Origin of the sequence: Pseudomonas viridiflava (assembly GCF_900184295.1) — a bacterium.
Lineage (GTDB): Bacteria > Pseudomonadota > Gammaproteobacteria > Pseudomonadales > Pseudomonadaceae > Aquipseudomonas > Aquipseudomonas viridiflava.
On the sequence record NZ_LT855380.1, the window covers coordinates 245,048 to 261,574 of the forward strand.

Annotated in this window: 15 protein-coding genes; 7 read left to right on the top strand and 8 right to left on the bottom strand. The window is 59.3% G+C overall.

Annotation, left to right across the window (positions count from 1 at the left end):
- Positions 1–31: 31 nt before the first annotated feature.
- Positions 32–1,330: an amino-acid N-acetyltransferase gene (argA, locus tag CFBP1590_RS01235; RefSeq protein ID WP_029242935.1), complete on the top strand. Its 1,299-nt coding sequence runs from the start codon at positions 32–34 to the stop codon at positions 1,328–1,330.
- A gap of 346 nt (positions 1,331–1,676) precedes the next feature.
- On the opposite strand, the gene gshA is transcribed toward argA, so the two are convergent.
- The 3 genes from gshA to CFBP1590_RS01250 all read right to left on the bottom strand — a co-directional run bounded on the left by gshA (position 1,677) and on the right by CFBP1590_RS01250 (position 6,216).
- Positions 1,677–3,266 carry a glutamate--cysteine ligase gene (gene gshA / locus CFBP1590_RS01240; protein WP_088234330.1) on the bottom strand — a complete coding sequence of 530 codons (1,590 nt, stop codon included), beginning with the start codon at positions 3,264–3,266 and terminating at the stop codon, positions 1,677–1,679.
- Between the two features lie 245 nt (positions 3,267–3,511).
- Positions 3,512–3,895, bottom strand: coding sequence for a PaaI family thioesterase (locus CFBP1590_RS01245; protein ID WP_004880578.1), 384 nt, complete (start codon positions 3,893–3,895; stop codon positions 3,512–3,514).
- A complete protein-coding gene (locus CFBP1590_RS01250; protein ID WP_088234331.1) occupies positions 3,895–6,216 on the bottom strand; it encodes a Tex family protein in 2,322 nt (773 codons plus the stop codon). The genes CFBP1590_RS01245 and CFBP1590_RS01250 overlap by 1 nt, the downstream gene beginning before the upstream one ends.
- Positions 6,217–6,515: 299 nt before the next feature.
- Between CFBP1590_RS01250 and ompR the strand changes: the two genes are divergently transcribed.
- Together ompR and CFBP1590_RS01260 are read left to right on the top strand one after the other, a co-directional pair.
- Positions 6,516–7,256 (top strand): osmolarity response regulator transcription factor OmpR, encoded by a 741-nt coding sequence (gene ompR, locus CFBP1590_RS01255; protein ID WP_004880573.1) that lies wholly within the window; start codon positions 6,516–6,518, stop codon positions 7,254–7,256.
- A 163-nt stretch (positions 7,257–7,419) separates the two neighbouring features.
- A complete protein-coding gene (locus CFBP1590_RS01260; RefSeq protein ID WP_025996695.1) occupies positions 7,420–8,730 on the top strand; it encodes an ATP-binding protein in 1,311 nt (436 codons plus the stop codon).
- A gap of 58 nt (positions 8,731–8,788) precedes the next feature.
- Here CFBP1590_RS01260 and rimK read toward each other — a convergent pair whose 3' ends face one another.
- Genes rimK through rimA form a run of 3 tightly spaced genes read right to left on the bottom strand, consistent with a single transcriptional unit; the run spans position 8,789 to position 10,966 of the window.
- The gene (gene rimK / locus CFBP1590_RS01265; protein ID WP_003318100.1) at positions 8,789–9,694 is read right to left on the bottom strand and encodes a 30S ribosomal protein S6--L-glutamate ligase; all 906 of its coding nucleotides are present in this window, start codon (positions 9,692–9,694) and stop codon (positions 8,789–8,791) included.
- Positions 9,691–10,167 (bottom strand): retropepsin-like aspartic endopeptidase RimB, encoded by a 477-nt coding sequence (rimB, locus tag CFBP1590_RS01270; RefSeq protein WP_004880568.1) that lies wholly within the window; start codon positions 10,165–10,167, stop codon positions 9,691–9,693. The genes rimK and rimB overlap by 4 nt, the downstream gene beginning before the upstream one ends.
- Positions 10,168–10,183: 16 nt before the next feature.
- A complete protein-coding gene (rimA, locus tag CFBP1590_RS01275) occupies positions 10,184–10,966 on the bottom strand; it encodes a S6 modification regulatory phosphodiesterase RimA (RefSeq protein WP_088234332.1) in 783 nt (260 codons plus the stop codon).
- A gap of 178 nt (positions 10,967–11,144) precedes the next feature.
- Here rimA and CFBP1590_RS01280 point away from each other — a divergent pair, with 178 nt between their 5' ends.
- The 4 genes from CFBP1590_RS01280 to CFBP1590_RS01295 all read left to right on the top strand — a co-directional run bounded on the left by CFBP1590_RS01280 (position 11,145) and on the right by CFBP1590_RS01295 (position 14,978).
- Positions 11,145–11,552: an Hsp15 family ribosome-associated heat shock protein gene (locus CFBP1590_RS01280; protein ID WP_004880564.1), complete on the top strand. Its 408-nt coding sequence runs from the start codon at positions 11,145–11,147 to the stop codon at positions 11,550–11,552.
- A 172-nt stretch (positions 11,553–11,724) separates the two neighbouring features.
- Positions 11,725–12,627, top strand: a complete 903-nt coding sequence (gene hslO / locus CFBP1590_RS01285) for an Hsp33 family molecular chaperone HslO (protein ID WP_025996693.1) — start codon at positions 11,725–11,727, stop codon at positions 12,625–12,627.
- Positions 12,628–12,806: 179 nt separating this feature from the next.
- Positions 12,807–14,348: a phosphoenolpyruvate carboxykinase gene (locus CFBP1590_RS01290; protein WP_004880560.1), complete on the top strand. Its 1,542-nt coding sequence runs from the start codon at positions 12,807–12,809 to the stop codon at positions 14,346–14,348.
- A 129-nt stretch (positions 14,349–14,477) separates the two neighbouring features.
- Complete coding sequence (locus CFBP1590_RS01295) at positions 14,478–14,978, top strand: GNAT family N-acetyltransferase (protein WP_029243601.1); 501 nt, start codon at positions 14,478–14,480, stop codon at positions 14,976–14,978.
- On the opposite strand, the gene CFBP1590_RS01300 is transcribed toward CFBP1590_RS01295, so the two are convergent.
- On the bottom strand, positions 14,954–15,679 hold the full coding sequence (locus tag CFBP1590_RS01300; protein ID WP_043306733.1) for a hypothetical protein: 726 nt from the start codon (positions 15,677–15,679) through the stop codon (positions 14,954–14,956). The two genes, CFBP1590_RS01295 and CFBP1590_RS01300, sit on opposite strands and share 25 nt — an antisense overlap.
- 124 nt (positions 15,680–15,803) lie before the next feature.
- Complete coding sequence (locus CFBP1590_RS01305) at positions 15,804–16,253, bottom strand: cupredoxin domain-containing protein (RefSeq protein WP_088234333.1); 450 nt, start codon at positions 16,251–16,253, stop codon at positions 15,804–15,806.
- Positions 16,254–16,527: the final 274 nt, after the last annotated feature.

Sequence of the window (16,527 nt, forward strand, 5' to 3'; positions counted from 1 at the left end):
TCGTCCATTTTTTCTACAGGCTCTTGCTGTCATGCCCGAATACGTTAACTGGCTTCGCCATGCGTCTCCCTATATCAATGCCCACCGCGACTGCACCTTCGTCGTCATGCTGCCCGGTGACGGCGTCGCGCATCCGAACTTCGGCAACATCGTCCACGACCTCGTGTTGCTGCACAGCCTGGGTGTGCGGCTGGTGCTGGTCCACGGCTCGCGCCCGCAGATCGAAAGCCGTCTGGCGCAGCGCGGCATCACCCCGCGCTTTCATCGCGATATGCGTATTACCGATACCGAAACCCTTGAATGCGTGATCGACGCTGTCGGCCAGCTGCGCATCGCCATCGAGGCGCGCCTGTCGATGGACATGGCCGCCTCGCCGATGCAGGGCTCGCGTCTGCGGGTCACCAGCGGCAACGTGGTGACAGCGCGTCCGATCGGCGTGCTGGAAGGTGTCGATTACCAGCACACCGGCGAAGTGCGCAGGGTTGACCGCAAGGGCATCAACCGCTTGCTGGATGAACGCCATATCGTGTTGTTGTCGCCGCTGGGCTATTCGCCAACCGGCGAGATTTTCAATCTGGCCTGTGAAGACGTGGCGACTCGCGCGGCCATCGATCTGGCGGCCGACAAGCTGCTGCTGTTCGGCGCTGAAACCGGCTTGCTGGACGAGCACGGGCGTCTGGTGCGCGAATTGCGTCCGCAGCAGGTGCCCGCGCACTTGCTGCGCTTGGGCAGCAATTATCAGGCGGAACTGCTCGATGCAGCGGCCGAGGCCTGTCGTGGTGGCGTGGGTCGCAGTCATATTGTCAGCTATGCCGAAAACGGCTCGCTGCTGACCGAACTGTTCACCCGCGACGGTGGTGGTACGTTGGTGGCTCAGGAACAGTTCGAACTGGTTCGCGAGGCAGCGATTGAAGACGTGGGCGGCTTGATGGACCTGATCACGCCGCTGGAAGAGCAGGGCATTCTGGTGCGTCGTTCGCGCGAAGTGCTGGAGCGCGAAATCACCCAGTTCAGCGTGGTCGAGCGAGAAGGGCTGATCATTGCCTGTGCGGCGTTGTATCCGATTGCCGACTCTCAGGCGGGCGAGCTGGCGTGTCTGGCGGTCAATCCCGAGTACCGGCATGGCGGCCGTGGTGACGAGCTGCTCGAACGCATCGAAAACCGCGCCCGCGCACTGGGGCTCACGACACTGTTCGTCCTTACGACCCGTACCGCGCACTGGTTCCGCGAGCGTGGTTTCGAGCCAAGCAGCGTCGACCGCCTGCCGAGTGCGCGTGCGTCGTTATATAACTACCAGCGTAATTCGAAGATATTCGAGAAGGCGATTTGAGTCGCTGGCAAGTGTAATGATCGGCGAAGTGCTGACCGGACGCGGAGCACTCATTGTTATAAACACTGATCGTGCCCATCGCTCCGCGTGGGCATGCCTCCCGTGACGCTCCGCGTCACAAATGGCGCAGATTGCGGATCCAGTGAGCCCAGCGCATGACGTGAATAGCGCTGGAGTTTGGCCACGCATCTGCGCCGCATTCGAGAGCGGACGCGGAGCGTCCTGGGCGGCGTTACCACGCTGGAGCGTGGGAACGATCATCACAAGTCCGCTCCCGCCAAGTTTGCTGCGTGATAGCGCCAGGTTGAAGACTGGGTAGCGCCCCCACCGAGGCTGTATCCAGCCCTCAGTTACTGATCGCCAGAATACTCGCCTGATACGATCCTACGAAGGTGTCGAAATCCACCACTTCTTCGGTCGCTTCCAGTTCGGTCTGTTCGGCAATCGAGGTTTTCGCCAGTTCTTCGAAGTGCGCCTGCTCTTCGGCTGTCAGCGGGTGACTGCGGAAGTATTCGGCATGAAGCTGGCTCTGGCGCAACGAGAACCCGGTGAAGCCTTCGTTGTGCGCCCTCATGCTTTCCAGCACCTGCGCCGACGGCGTCAGTGATGAATCGGCCACCTTCGCATGCTGCACGGCCATCGACTTCAGATGCTCGTCAGTGCCCTGAGCCTCGTCGAGCAATTGCGCGATCGGCGTGATTTTCTGCAGCAGTTCGTTGGCCCAGTCTTTCAGCTTGATCGGGTCGTTGTTGCGCAGCAGTTCCAGATCAGGACGACGTCCTTCCTTGACCACGGTCAGGAAGTTGGAGCCTGCGTTCGAGCACTCGTGGTTGGCCAGTTGCGGGCTTTCTTCAAGTGCGCAATACAGCACGAAGGCATCGATGAAGCGCGACTGCTCCAGGCTGATGCCGGTCGGCAGGAACGGGTTGATGTCCAGGCAGCGGACTTCGACGTACTGCACGCCACGCGACATCAGCGCCTGAATCGGACGCTCGCCCGTGTAGGTCACACGCTTGGGACGGATGTTGGAGTAGTACTCGTTCTCGATCTGCAGCACGTTGGTGTTGAGCTGCACCCATTCGCCGTTGGCGTCATGTGTGCCGGTTTCGACATAAGGCGCATAGGGCGTGGCAACGGCCTTGCGCAGGCTGTCGGTGTAGCTGACCAGATCGTTGTAGCACGGCGTCAGATCGGCCTGAGCGTTGCTCTGGTAGCCCAGATCGCTCATGCGCAGGCTGGTCGCGTACGGCAGGTACAGCGTGTCGCCGTCGAACTGTTCGAGCATGTGCGGTTGGCCGCGCAGGAAGCCTGCATCCAGCGCCGGCGAGGCACCGAACAGGTACATCAGCAGCCAGCTGTAGCGTCGGAAGTTACGAATCAGCGCGATGTAGGAGTGCGACTGGTAGTCACGCGCGTCACCGGCAAAATCTTCGGTCTGCTTCAACAACGCCCAGGCGTCTTCAGGCAGCGAGAAGTTGTAATGAATGCCTGCGATGCACTGCATGGTCTTGCCATAACGCAGGGCCAGGCCCTTGCGGTACACATATTTGAGCTTGCCGATGTTCGAGGTGCCGTAATAGGCAATCGGTATATGTTCTTCGTCCGGCAGCGGGCAGGGCATGGACGGGCTCCACAGCAGCTCGCGGTCCAGCTTGCTGTAGGCGAAGCGATGGATCCTGTCGAGGCTGTCGAGTGTCTGCACCGGGTCTTTGAGCGCCGGGGTGATGAACTCCAGCAGCGACTCTGAATAGTCGGTGGTGATCAGTCCATTGGTCAAAGCCGCGCCCAGAGCGGTCGGATGAGGCGTCTGCGCCAGGTGTGCCTGTTCGGTCACACGCAGGCATTCACGCTCGATACCGTGCAGGCACTGCTCCAGCAGAGAGAGGTTGTTGCGCTCGCCGAGCAAAGCCAGACGACGGTTTAAAAGTTCGCTCAAGGTGGAATCCTTCACGCATCGGTCGCCCCGATATGGGGGTGGACATGACGGTCTACAAGGGTGAAGAAAGGAACTGGCGTTTTCGCCTGGTTGGGGTCTTTTGACACCTGTTCGCAATCACGGCTCTTCGTCGTACCACCAAATGGACTCGGCACCACGCTAATGGTGCCGAAATTAACCCAAATCGGTCGTCTACAGCTAGATTCCGTTCTCAGCGATCACGTTCGTCCCGTGTTCATTGAAGTCTATATGACGGCGAACGTGCCTTGAGCCTTGGCCACGAGCTTGTCGCCCTGAACGACTTCGGCTTCCACAACCAGCGTGCGACGTCCGGCGTGCAGAACCTTGGCGATGCACAGCACCTCGCCTTCGGACACACCGCGCACGTAGTTGATCTTGCATTCGATGGTCACGCTGCGCTGATCGAAGCCGTGGGAGCTGGAACAGGCCAGCCCCATGCTGATGTCGACCAGGCTGAAGATTGCCCCACCGTGCATCACATTGCCGCGGTTGCGCAGGTGCGCTTCCAGCGGCAGTGCAACTTCGGCGACGCCTTCGTCCAGACGCCGCAGCTCACAGCCCAGCATCTTGAAAAAGGCGCTGTGGGTCAGGTCTTCAGGAATATCCATCAGCGCTTCTTCAACTGCTTGGCGTTGGCAAACAGCGAAGCCATGGCGTTGTTGACGGGCGCAGCGGTGGTGGTTTCCTTGCGTGGCGTGCTGTTCTGCTGGCGCGGCGACGAGCCTGGACGTGCGCCACGGGCACCGTCTATTTTCTCGCCCGGCGTATCGCTCATACGCATCGACAGGCCGACGCGTTTGCGCGGGATGTCGACTTCCATGACCTTCACTTTCACCACGTCACCGGCCTTGACCGCTTCACGCGGGTCCTTGATGAACTTCTCCGACAGCGCAGAGATATGCACCAGACCGTCCTGATGCACGCCGATGTCGACGAATGCACCGAAGTTGGTGACGTTGGTGACCACGCCTTCGAGGATCATGCCAAGTTGCAGGTCCTTGAGGTCTTCGACACCGTCCTGGAACTCGGCAGTCTTGAACTCGGGGCGTGGGTCGCGACCCGGCTTTTCGAGCTCCTGCAGAATGTCGGTCACGGTCGGCAGACCGAAGGTTTCGTCGGTGAATTTCTTCGGGTCCAGACGCTTCAGGAAGCTGGCATCGCCGATCAGCGAACGGATATCACGGTCGGTTTCTGCCGCGATGCGCTGCACCAACGGGTAAGCTTCCGGGTGAACGGCCGAGGAGTCCAGCGGGTTGTCGCCGCTCATGACGCGCAGGAAGCCTGCGGCCTGTTCGAACGTCTTCTCGCCGAGACGGGCCACTTTCTTGAGCGCCGCGCGGGTTTTGAATGCGCCGTTTTCGTCGCGGTGAGCAACGATGTTCTGCGCCAGCGTCGTATTCAGGCCGGAAATGCGCGCCAGCAGGGCGACGGAGGCGGTATTCACGTCCACGCCCACGGCGTTCACGCAGTCTTCCACCACAGCATCCAGGCCGCGTGCCAGTTTCAGCTGAGAAACGTCATGCTGGTACTGGCCGACGCCGATGGATTTCGGATCGATTTTCACCAGCTCAGCCAGCGGATCCTGCAGGCGACGGGCAATGGACACTGCACCACGAATCGACACGTCCAGGTCCGGGAATTCCTTGGCCGCCAGCTCCGATGCCGAATACACGGATGCGCCGGCTTCGGAGACCATGACCTTGGTCATTTTCAGGCCTGGGTATTTTTTGATCAGGTCGGCTGCCAGCTTGTCGGTTTCGCGGCTGGCAGTGCCGTTGCCGATGGCGATCAGATCGACCGAATGCTTGGCACACAGGGCTGCCAGCACGGCGATGGTCTGGTCCCACTGGTTCTTGGGCACATGCGGATAAACAGTGGCGTAGTCGAGCAGCTTGCCGGTGGCGTCTACCACCGCAACCTTGCAACCGGTCCGCAGGCCGGGATCGAGGCCCAGCGTGGCGCGCTGACCGGCCGGTGCGGCCAGCAGCAGGTCGTGCAGGTTATGCGCGAACACGTTGATCGCTTCGGTCTCGGCGCCGTCGCGCAACTCGCCCAACAGGTCGGTTTCCAGGTGGCTGTAGAGCTTGACCTTCCAGGTCCAGCGCACCACCTCGGCCAGCCACTTGTCCGCAGGGCGGCTCTGGTTCTGGATGCCGAAACGTTCGCCAATCATCAGTTCGCACGGATGCATGGTGCCCGGCAGCTCTTCGCCGACTTTCAGTGCGGAACTGAGAAAGCCTTCGTTGCGGCCACGGAAAATCGCCAGGGCGCGGTGCGACGGCATGCTTTTGAGTGGCTCGTCGTGTTCGAAGTAGTCGCGGAACTTGGCGCCTTCCTCTTCCTTGCCCGGTACAACACGCGCGCTGATCACGGCTTCCTGTTTCAGGAAACCGCGCAGTTTATCGAGCAGGGACGCGTCTTCAGCGAAGCGCTCCATCAGGATGTATTTGGCACCTTCCAGCGCGGCTTTTATATCGGCTACGCCTTTTTCGGCGTCGACGAAGCGGGCGGCTTCGGTCTCGGGTGTCAGGCTCGGGTCGTTGAACAGGCCGTCGGCCAGCTCGCCCAGACCGGCTTCAAGCGCGATCTGACCCTTGGTGCGGCGCTTCTGTTTGTACGGCAGGTACAAGTCTTCAAGACGGGTCTTGGTGTCGGCCAGCTTGATGTCGCGGGCCAGTTCCGGGGTCAGTTTGCCCTGCTCTTCAATGCTGGCAAGGATGCTGACGCGCCGGTCGTCCAGCTCGCGCAGGTAGCGCAGGCGCTCTTCCAGATGACGCAGCTGCGTGTCATCGAGGCTGCCGGTCACTTCCTTGCGGTAGCGGGAAATGAAGGGCACTGTCGAGCCTTCATCCAGTAGTGCTACGGCCGCTGCGACCTGTTGTGGGCGTACGCCGAGTTCTTCGGCGATGCGGCTGTTGATGCTGTCCATAAGACCACCTGGAGTTGTGAGCAAAAAACTGGGCTTTTACGGTTTGCCTTGCCAGCGCCTGGCGCGTCGAGGTTTATTTGCACGACTGGCGAACTGCCATAAGTCTGGTGTTGCCTGACTTTGAGGGCCGCGCATTATACCCGGCGACGCCGGATTAGGGGATTGGCCGACGAGCGCGACCTTTTTGCCTGCTGCTGAGCACGCCTGAGTGTGGCCCCCAGTAAAATCTGCTAACAATGCACACGGTGCGCATCACCGCAGCTACGCCATAATGCGCCCCGAGATCAAAGGAGCATCCGATGAGCAGCACCGCACAAAATGCTGAAGGCGAAAAAATCCTGATCGTCGATGACGATCCCGGGCTGAGCAGCCTCCTGGAACGTTTCTTCACCAGCAAGGGCTATCGTGCCCGCGCCGTGGCGAACGTGGAGCAAATGGACCGACTGTTGTCCCGCGAGGTCTTCAACCTTGTGGTTCTGGACTTGATGCTGCCTGGGGAAGATGGCCTTTCCGCTTGCCGTCGTTTGCGTGCAGCGAACAACCAGGTGCCGATCATCATGCTTACCGCCAAGGGCGATGAGTTGAGCCGTATCAAGGGCCTAGAGCTGGGCGCCGACGATTATCTGGCCAAGCCGTTCAACCCGGACGAGTTGATGGCCCGCGTCAAGGCCGTCCTGCGTCGTCAGGCTGCACCGGTGCCAGGCGCGCCCGGCAGTGAAGACGAGTCGGTCAGCTTCGGTGACTATGTACTGTCCCTGGCGACCCGCGAACTCAAGCGCGGTGATGAAGTGCACATGCTGACGACCGGCGAGTTCGCAGTCCTCAAGGCGCTGGTCATGCACGCTCGCGAGCCGTTGACCCGTGACAAGCTGATGAACCTGGCCCGTGGCCGGGAATGGGATGCACTGGAACGCTCCATCGACGTGCAGATTTCCCGTCTGCGTCGCCTGATCGAACCGGATCCTTCCAAACCCCGTTATATCCAGACGGTCTGGGGCGTAGGCTATGTGTTCGTTCCAGATGGTGCCGGAAATCGCTGACAGCTTGTTTGTCAGAACAGAACACCGAAGATCCTGCCAGCCACGTCGATAATCCTGCACGGATTATCGGCCAGCTGGTTTTTTGCGTTCGTACCTCGGGTCTGTCCCGCGTCCGGCAAACTTGCGAGCCCAGGCTCGCCCTGCAAAGTGTGTAGCTGCAGTTATGAAGACTCCGCTCTGGTTCCCGCAAAGCTTTTTCTCCCGCACCCTGTGGCTGGTGCTCATCGTCGTGCTGTTTTCCAAGGCGCTGACGCTGGTCTATCTGCTGATGAACGAGGACGTGCTGGTCGACAGGCAGTACAGCCACGGTGTCGCCCTGACCCTGCGTGCCTACTGGGCGGCCGATGAAAACGACCGGGAAGCGATTGCCGAAGCGGCCGGTCTGATTCGTGTGGTGGGCGGCGGAGTGCCGGAAGGCGAGCAGCACTGGCCTTACAGTGAGATTTACCAGCGGCAGATGCAGGCTGAACTGGGTGCCGATACCGAAGTGCGCTTGCGTGTGCATGCGCCGCCCGCGCTGTGGGTGCGAGCGCCGAGCCTGGGTGACGGCTGGCTGAAGGTGCCGCTGTATCCACATCCGCTGCGTGGCCAGAAGATCTGGAGCGTGCTGGGCTGGTTTCTCGCCATTGGCCTGTTGTCCACAGCATCCGCCTGGATTTTCGTGCGCCAGCTCAATCAGCCCCTCAAACGACTGGTCTTTGCGGCTCGCCAGCTGGGTCAGGGGCGCAGCGTGCGGCTACCGATCAGTGACACGCCGAGTGAAATGGCCGAGGTGTATCGAGCCTTCAACCAGATGGCCGAGGATGTCGAGCAGGCGGGTCAGGAGCGTGAACTGATGCTGGCCGGTGTGTCCCACGACCTGCGTACACCGCTGACCCGGCTGCGGCTGTCGCTGGAATTGATGAGCGACAACGAATTCACCGATGGCATGGTGCGCGACATTGAGGATATGGACGCGATTCTCGACCAGTTCCTGGCCTTCATTCGCGACGGTCGTGACGAGCAAATCGAGGAAGTCGACCTGGGTGATCTGGTGCGTGAGGTAGTTGAGCCGTTCAATAGCGCCGAAGACACCATCCGCCTGTGTCTGGAACCGATTCCGCCATTCCCGCTGCGTCGCGTCTCCATGAAGCGTCTGCTCACCAATTTGATCGGCAATGCCAGGCACCATGCGGGCAACGGCATCGAAGTGGCCGCCTATGTCTCGGGCGACCGGAATGCGCCATACGTGGTGCTGAGCGTGCTTGACCGTGGCGCCGGTATCGATCCGTCTGAACTGGACACCATCTTTAACCCCTTCATCCGTGGCGACCGGGCGCGCAGCGGCAAAGGCACGGGGCTTGGGCTGGCCATCGTCAAGCGCATCGCGGCCATGCATGGCGGCAATGTCGAGTTGAGGAATCGTTCGGGAGGCGGTCTGGAAGCGCGGGTGCGTTTGCCGTTGGGGCTGATGTTGCCGAGGGATGCGGTTTAAAGCGTCATGATGATCGTGCCAACGCGAAGCATTGGCACGATCCTATCCTGTTGAAGACTTAGCCTTTCCCTTTGGTCCGCGTCATGTGCGGGCCGCTGTTCTTTTCCAGATACTCGATGATCATCCCGGCGACGTCCTTGCTGGTGGTCACCTCGATCCCTTCAAGACCCGGTGACGAGTTCACTTCCATCACCAGCGGGCCGTGATTGGAACGCAGGATATCCACACCCGCCACGCTCAGGCCCATGACCTTGGCCGCACGCAAGGCCGTCATGCGCTCTTCCGGCGTGATCTTGATCAGGCTGGCGCTGCCGCCACGGTGCAGGTTGGAGCGAAACTCACCCGGCTTGGCCTGGCGCTTCATCGAGGCAATGACCTTGTCACCAACCACGAAGCAACGAATGTCCGCGCCACCCGCTTCCTTGATGTACTCCTGAACCATGATGTCCTGCTTGAGGCCCATGAATGCCTCGATCACCGACTCGGCAGCGGTCGCCGTCTCACACAGCACCACGCCGATGCCCTGAGTGCCTTCCAGCACCTTGATCACCAGCGGAGCGCCATTGACCATCTGGATCAGGTCGGGAATATCGTCAGGGGAGTGAGCGAAACCGGTGACCGGCAGGCCGATCCCGCGACGCGAGAGCAGTTGCAGCGAGCGCAGCTTGTCCCGTGAACGGGCAATGGCCACGGATTCATTGAGCGGAAACACACCCATCATTTCAAACTGGCGCAACACCGCGCAGCCATAAAACGTCACGGACGCACCGATGCGCGGGATCACCGCATCGAAGCCTTCCAGTGGTTTGCCGCGGTAATGGATCTGCGGCTTATGACTGGCGATGTTCATATAGGCGCGCAGGGTATCGATCACCACCATCTCGTGGCCACGCTCAATACCAGCTTCGACCAGACGACGGGTGGAATACAGACGCGGGTTACGCGAAAGCACAGCGATCTTCATGCAGCACCTGAGGAAGTAGAGGCCGGGAACACCGGCTTGTCTTGTACATAAGTAATGCCCGGATTGACGACCAGTTGGCCGTCGATCAAGGCGTTGGAGCCCAGCAGCAGCCGATAACGCATCGACTTGCGGCATGCCAGCGTGAATTCCACTGGCCAGATGCGATCACCGAGGGCCAGCGTGGTGCGAATGACGTAACGCACCTGTGCCTGACCGTTGGAGCTTTTGATGGTTTTCATGGCAACCAGCAGGGCCTCGCAGCGGCGATGTCGCAACTGAACCACGGTGCCCAGATGCGCGTTGAAACGAACCCACTTCTGGCCATCGCGTTCGAAAGGTTCTATTTCGGTCGCATGCAGGCTCGACGTGCTGGCGCCGGTATCGATTTTTGCCCGAAGGCCCGCCACCCCCAAATCGGGAAGCGCCACCCACTCGCGCAGGCCGATGACTGTCAGATGGTCGAATGTTTTCAATGCGATTCCGTATGTATCAAGACTTCTGCCAGGCGTCGGGACTGATCCGCGCCAGGGCTTTGAACGCAGGTTTGGCGAACCAGTAACCCTGCATCAGGAAAATGCCGCAATCTGCGAGGAAATCCCGCTCCTCCACACTTTCTATTCCCTCGGCGATGACTTTAATCCCTAACTCCGAACACATTGTGACAACCCCACGAACAATAGCCTGACGCGCGCGATCGCGGTGGATATCGCGGATCAGATTCATGTCGAGTTTTATCAGGTCGGGTTGAAAATCAGCCAGCAGCGACAGGCCGGAATGGCCCGCGCCGAAATCGTCGATGGCGGTCATGAAACCGAACTCACGGTACTCGCGCAGAATATTGCTCAAGTGACCCTGATCGTCCACGTGCTCGGTTTCGATTGTCTCGAAAATCAGGCGGTCGATAGGGAAATTGTGTGCCTTTGCCGCTTCCAGCGTGCTGCGGATGCACAGCTCGGGACGATACACGGCATTGGGCAGAAAGTTGATCGAAAGTCGTTCGTTCATTCCCAGTTGCGCGGCACCGGCAATGGCCGTGGTGCGGCACGCCTGGTCAAAGCGATAGCGGTTCTGATCCGTGACCTGGCTGAGCACCGAATGCGCACCTTCGCCGTTGGGGCCACGCACCAGCGCCTCATGGGCGAAGATGGAATGATCGCGCAGATCTACAATGGGCTGATAGGCATAGTCGAACGAAAAATTCAGTTCCGGACTGTGTGTACAGCCTTCGCACCCCTTCCTGGGGGCAGTCAATGAAGCTGGAAAGTCGGTCACGTCGCACTCCCTACGGGGTAAAGGCTGTGAAATTGAAGCAGGCTGTCTTTGACATGCAAGGATCGGTTACTTCATGTTCGTGTCGATATAAGGTCTTGCACAAGCGAACGTCCTGAGGCCGTCACTGATTGCAAAACGCCTGTAAACGTTCTGACTGTTATAAAGATGAGGAATTCATATGGCACAAAAGCCAGAAGAGGATGACAAGGTTCGTTTGGACAAATGGCTGTGGGCAGCGCGTTTCTTCAAGACCCGCGCCCTGGCCAAGGCCGCCATCGAAAGTGGCAAGGTGCACTGTCGCGGCGAACGCTGCAAGCCCGGCAAGGAGCCCCGCGTGGGCGACGAGTTTCAGATCCGCATGGGTTTCGATGAGCGCACAGTCGTGGTCGAAGCGCTGTCTGTCGTGCGTCGTGGCGCTCCCGAAGCCCAGACACTCTATCGCGAAACACCGGAAAGTATCACCCGGCGCGAGCATGCGGCCGCGCAACGCAAGGCCGGTAACCTGGGCGTCACGACCGAGGGGCGACCGACCAAGAAGCAGCGCCGTCAGATTTTTGATTTTCGTGGCGTCCAGCGCGACGTTTGAGTCCTGCTACTGAACGGCCAATCGGTCGCCCTGAAATGCCGTTCGGCTTGGAAGACTGCCCTATAGCTCCTAAAATGCCTGTCATACGGCACGATGCGGTGTGTCTTTGGACACACTGCGGCGCTTTCACGTCGACTGCCACCACCGATATTCACGTCAGATACCTTCTTTTATGAACGATACCCCGGACATCGATTTCACCCAGCGCTTCATCTTCGACGAAAGCGACGTTCGTGGAGAACTGGTCGCTCTCGAACGCAGCTACGCCGAAGTGCTCGCCAAACACCCGTACCCCGAACCGGTCGCAGAATTGCTTGGCGAACTGATGGCCGCTGCTGCCTTGCTGGTAGGCACGCTCAAGTTCGACGGTCTGCTGATTCTGCAGGCGCGCTCCAGTGGCGCTGTACCTCTGTTGATGGTCGAGTGCTCGAGCGAGCGCGAACTGCGTGGCATCGCCCGCTACGACGAAGCATTGATCACGCCGGGCGCGGGGCTGCAGGACCTGATGCCTGATGGTTCGCTGACGCTGACCATCGACCCTCGCAAGGGCAAGCGTTATCAGGGCATCGTTGCGCTGGACGGCGTGGACCTCTCCGAGAGCCTCTCCAGCTATTTCGTGATGTCCGAGCAATTGGGCACGCGTTTCTGGCTCAAGGCCGACGGCCATCGCGCTCGCGGCCTGTTGTTGCAACAGTTGCCGGTGGCGCAGATCCCCGATCCTGAAGAGCGGGACGCCAGCTGGGAACACGTCATCACGCTGGCCAGCACCCTGACCGCCGAGGAAATGCTGAGCCTGGACAACGCGACCATCCTGCATCGCCTCTACCACGAAGACCCGCTGCGCCTGTTCGACATCCAGCCTATCTGCTTCCGCTGCAGCTGCTCACGCGAGCGTTCTGCCAACGCGCTGGTCAGCCTGGGGCTAGAGGACGCACAGCAGCTGGTTCAGGAGCACAACGGCACCATCGAGATCGACTGCCAGTTCTGCAACGAGCGCTATCTGTTCGATGCCACTGACGTCGCCCAGCTGTTCGCTGGCGGCGGTGTCGATTCGCCATCTGACACGCGTCATTAACCAGACCGCAAACAGCCCCCAGAATACGACGTGGGCCCTGTAATCCAGTTCTGACAGGAGGGTTCTACCATTCCTGAGCTTTTCTGGCATAATCCGGCCCACTTTTACGCTGTAGTAGTGGTAGTTTTTTTACTACAAAACCGTTTGGAGCACTCGGCCACTGGCCGACGGGGAACCTCATGACGCAAACCAACACCGCTGTGTACACCGATCTGAGCACCGACGAACTGGTCAAGGAAGCCCTTGCCCGCAACGAAGGCGAACTTTCCGACACTGGCGCACTGGTTGTGCAGACAGGCCATCGCACCGGCCGCTCGCCGGTCGATCGTTTTATCGTCGAAGAGCCGAGCACTCAGGACGCAATCGCCTGGGGCCCGATCAACCGCAAGTTCCCGGCCGAGAAATTCGACGCCCTGTGGAATCGTGTAGGTGCTTATCTGGCTGAACGCGAGCGCTTCGTTTCCCACGTTCATGTAGGTTCCGATCCTGCGCACTACCTGCCCGTCAAGATGACCACCGAGACAGCCTGGCACAACCTGTTCGGCCGTTGCCTGTTCATCAATCCTGAACAGTACAACCCGGCCGGCAAGGACGAATGGGAAATCCAGAACGCGCCATGGTTCGTCTGCGACCCTGAGCGCGACGGCACCAACTCCGACGGCACTGTCATCATCAACTTCGCAGCCCGCAAGGTGCTGATCGCAGGCATGCGTTATGCCGGCGAAATGAAGAAAGCCATGTTCTCCGTGCAGAACTTCCTGCTGCCGGCTTCCGATGTACTGCCGATGCACTGCGCAGCGAACATGGGTGAAGACGGCGACGTGACCCTGTTCTTCGGTCTGTCCGGCACCGGCAAGACCACGCTGTCTGCTGACGAAAGCCGTTACCTGATCGGTGACGACGAGCACGGCTGGGGCGAAGGCGTGGTGTTCAACATCGAAGGCGGTTGCTATGCCAAGTGCATCGACCTGTCCGAGAAGAACGAGCCTGTCATCTGGAAAGCCATTCAGCACGGCGCTGTTCTTGAAAACGTCATCCTCGACGCCAACAAGAAAGCCGACTATGCCGACAGCAGCCTGACCCAGAACAGCCGTGCGGCCTACCCGCGCGAACTGATCGAAAAACGCGCACCGAAGAACCTCGGTGGCGAGCCAAACGCCGTGATCTTCCTGACCTGCGACCTGACCGGCGTACTGCCGCCTGTGTCGATCCTCAGCGAAGAGCAGGCTGCCTACCACTTCCTGTCGGGTTACACCGCACTGGTCGGTTCGACTGAAATGGGTTCGGGTTCGGGCATCAAGTCCACCTTCTCCACCTGCTTCGGCGCACCGTTCTTCCCGCGTCCGGCCGGCGAATACGCAGAGCTGCTGATCAAGCGCATCCGCGGCTTCGGTTCCAAGGTCTATCTGGTCAACACCGGCTGGACCGGCGGTGGCTACGGCGTTGGCAAACGCTTCAACATCCCGACCACCCGTGGCGTGATTGCAGCGATCCAGAGCGGCGCGCTGATCGGTGCCGAAACCGAGCACCTGGACACCATCAACCTCGACGTACCGAAGTCGGTTCCGGGCGTGGACACCAACCTGCTCAACCCACGCAACACCTGGGCTGACAAGGCTGCCTACGACGAAGCCGCCAAGGCACTTGCTGGCCTGTTCGTGGAGAACTTCAAGAAGTTCGACGTGAGCGACGCCATCAAGGCTGCCGGTCCGAAGTTGTAATTAAACATTCTCGACGCCGCGCTTCAGCGCGGCGTTCGGAAATGCTCAAGCAAACGCCTCGACTTGTCGGGGCGTTTGCTTGTCCGGGATACTGCTCTGGTGTTGCACATCATGACAAGGAGCTGCGTTTTGACCCCGACCGATATCCTGATTCAACGTTTCGAGCCGCATCACCAGCAGGGCGTGGTCGATGTGATCCTGCCCATCCAGCGTGAAGAGTTCGGCATCGCCATCACCGCCGAAGAGCAGCCAGACCTCAAGGCCATTCCCGATTTCTATCAGAGCGGCACCGGAGACTTCTGGGTCGCCACGCACGGTGAGCAGGTCATCGGCACCATCGGGCTCAAGGACATCGGTGCAAGGCAGGCGGCGCTGCGCAAGATGTTCGTCGCCGCGCCGTTTCGCGGACGTGAATTCTCGGTGGCTGCCAAACTGTTGGACCGACTGATCGAAGACGCCAGGCTTAAAGGCGTCAGCGAAATATTCCTCGGCACCACCGACAAATTCCTCGCTGCACACCGCTTCTATGAGAAGCACGGGTTCAGCGAGGTCGCGAAGGCGGACCTGCCTGAAAGCTTTCCGCTCATGGCAGTGGACAGCAAATTTTATGTCCTGGCGTTGGGAAGCTGATCGTCTGAAGGCTCGTTCTTCAGGCTGTTGAGCATGTCCAGTGCCGAACTGTCGCCCGAGATCAGGTTGTCCACATAGTTGGCCGGGTATTGCGCCTTTTCTATGGGCGGCAGGGCGTTGTAATGCTCAAGCAGCATGAACAGCGTCTGGGTGCTCTTGCCGGTTTCGTTGTATTCGTCGACGTAGCGTTGGTTGATGGCTCGCTTCCAGATTTGATCTTGCGAATACTCTTCATCGAACGCGGCGCTTCTTTCGTTGATCGTGAAGCTGCCGCTTTCGTCGTACATGATCAACCTCAGTTGATCCGGGGGCAGGCCCGCGAACGGATTTTTTCCTGAACCACGCTCGAAGAGCGTGGCTTGTCGGGCTCTTTCGAGCAGCGCAGGGTCGTCTGTATCAGGTACTTCAGCGTCGTGCAGTTCACGGTTGGCGTAAAAACCACTGCCTGCGATCTTGTCGATAATGTTTTTAGCCAGCGTGCCTAAGTCCTTAAAACTGAGAGTCTGATCGCGTGACTGTGCGCGTACTGCGCTTTCACTTAGTTGTCTGGATAGCGCGGAGAGCGTGCTTTGGTCTGAGCCGATTGTCAGTTTGTCTGGCTCTTTCAGGCCTGTTTTCCCAGACGTCGTGTTTGCGATGTTGGAAGGCGATTTGATCGTATTGTGTGCAGCGATAGCTGGGATGGACAGGGTTTCTATCATGCTCGCGTCCTCGCGTTAATAGCCAATCCGTGGCGTCGTGTGCGTCACCTGTATCGGCCTGCGCTGAGCGGTCTTTAGTTTTCGTAAAGGTGTGCGCGCCGAAATCGGCGCGCGCACCTCGGTTTTACTTCATCGTAAACTCTGCTGTCCAAGCATGACTGGCGAGGCTGGTGACACGAGATGTGGCAGTGCAAACCGCACCGCCTGCAGGCGTTGCAGTCCGGTTCCACTTGGGCACTCTGGCGCCACCTGCTCCCGGAGCTTTTATGAATGTGGTCGAGAACACGCAGGACTTAGAGCCCATAACGTACCTGACGCTGGCATAGTTTGTGTCTGGCGAAAGGGTGCTCTGCACGTTATAGGCATCGGATTCCCCTGGCTTGACCACAACCTTGATAGGGCTTTTTGCATTGATCTTGGTAGAGTTTTCATTGCGTGTCACAACGGTGTACTCGGCTTGCTCCGTCCCCAGATTCTTGAACGTCACCGTAACCGGCGGCCCGGCCTGTGCTGTAACGGTTGCGCCCAGTGTAGTCAGAGCAAGAAAGCTGAGTGCGATGTAGTTGCGTTTCATGGATATGTCCTTAAGTTAAACGATTAACGTCATGTTATTTTCGGTTTTTCAACGGCAGACAATCGGCGGCAACAGTTGCCCGAGGCCGAGAGGGATCGTCCGGTTGATAGTGGATGTTGAGCGTTGGTGGTCAGCGATGTAGAGCGTCGCTGTTGTTCACTGCAAGAACTTTTAATCAGTTCTGGAGAGGGAAAGCAACAGGTTGTGATGGGGTTCTAAAATAAATAGCGAAGTCACATTTTTATTCTTGTGCTGCGTATAGTTTGGCTATTAA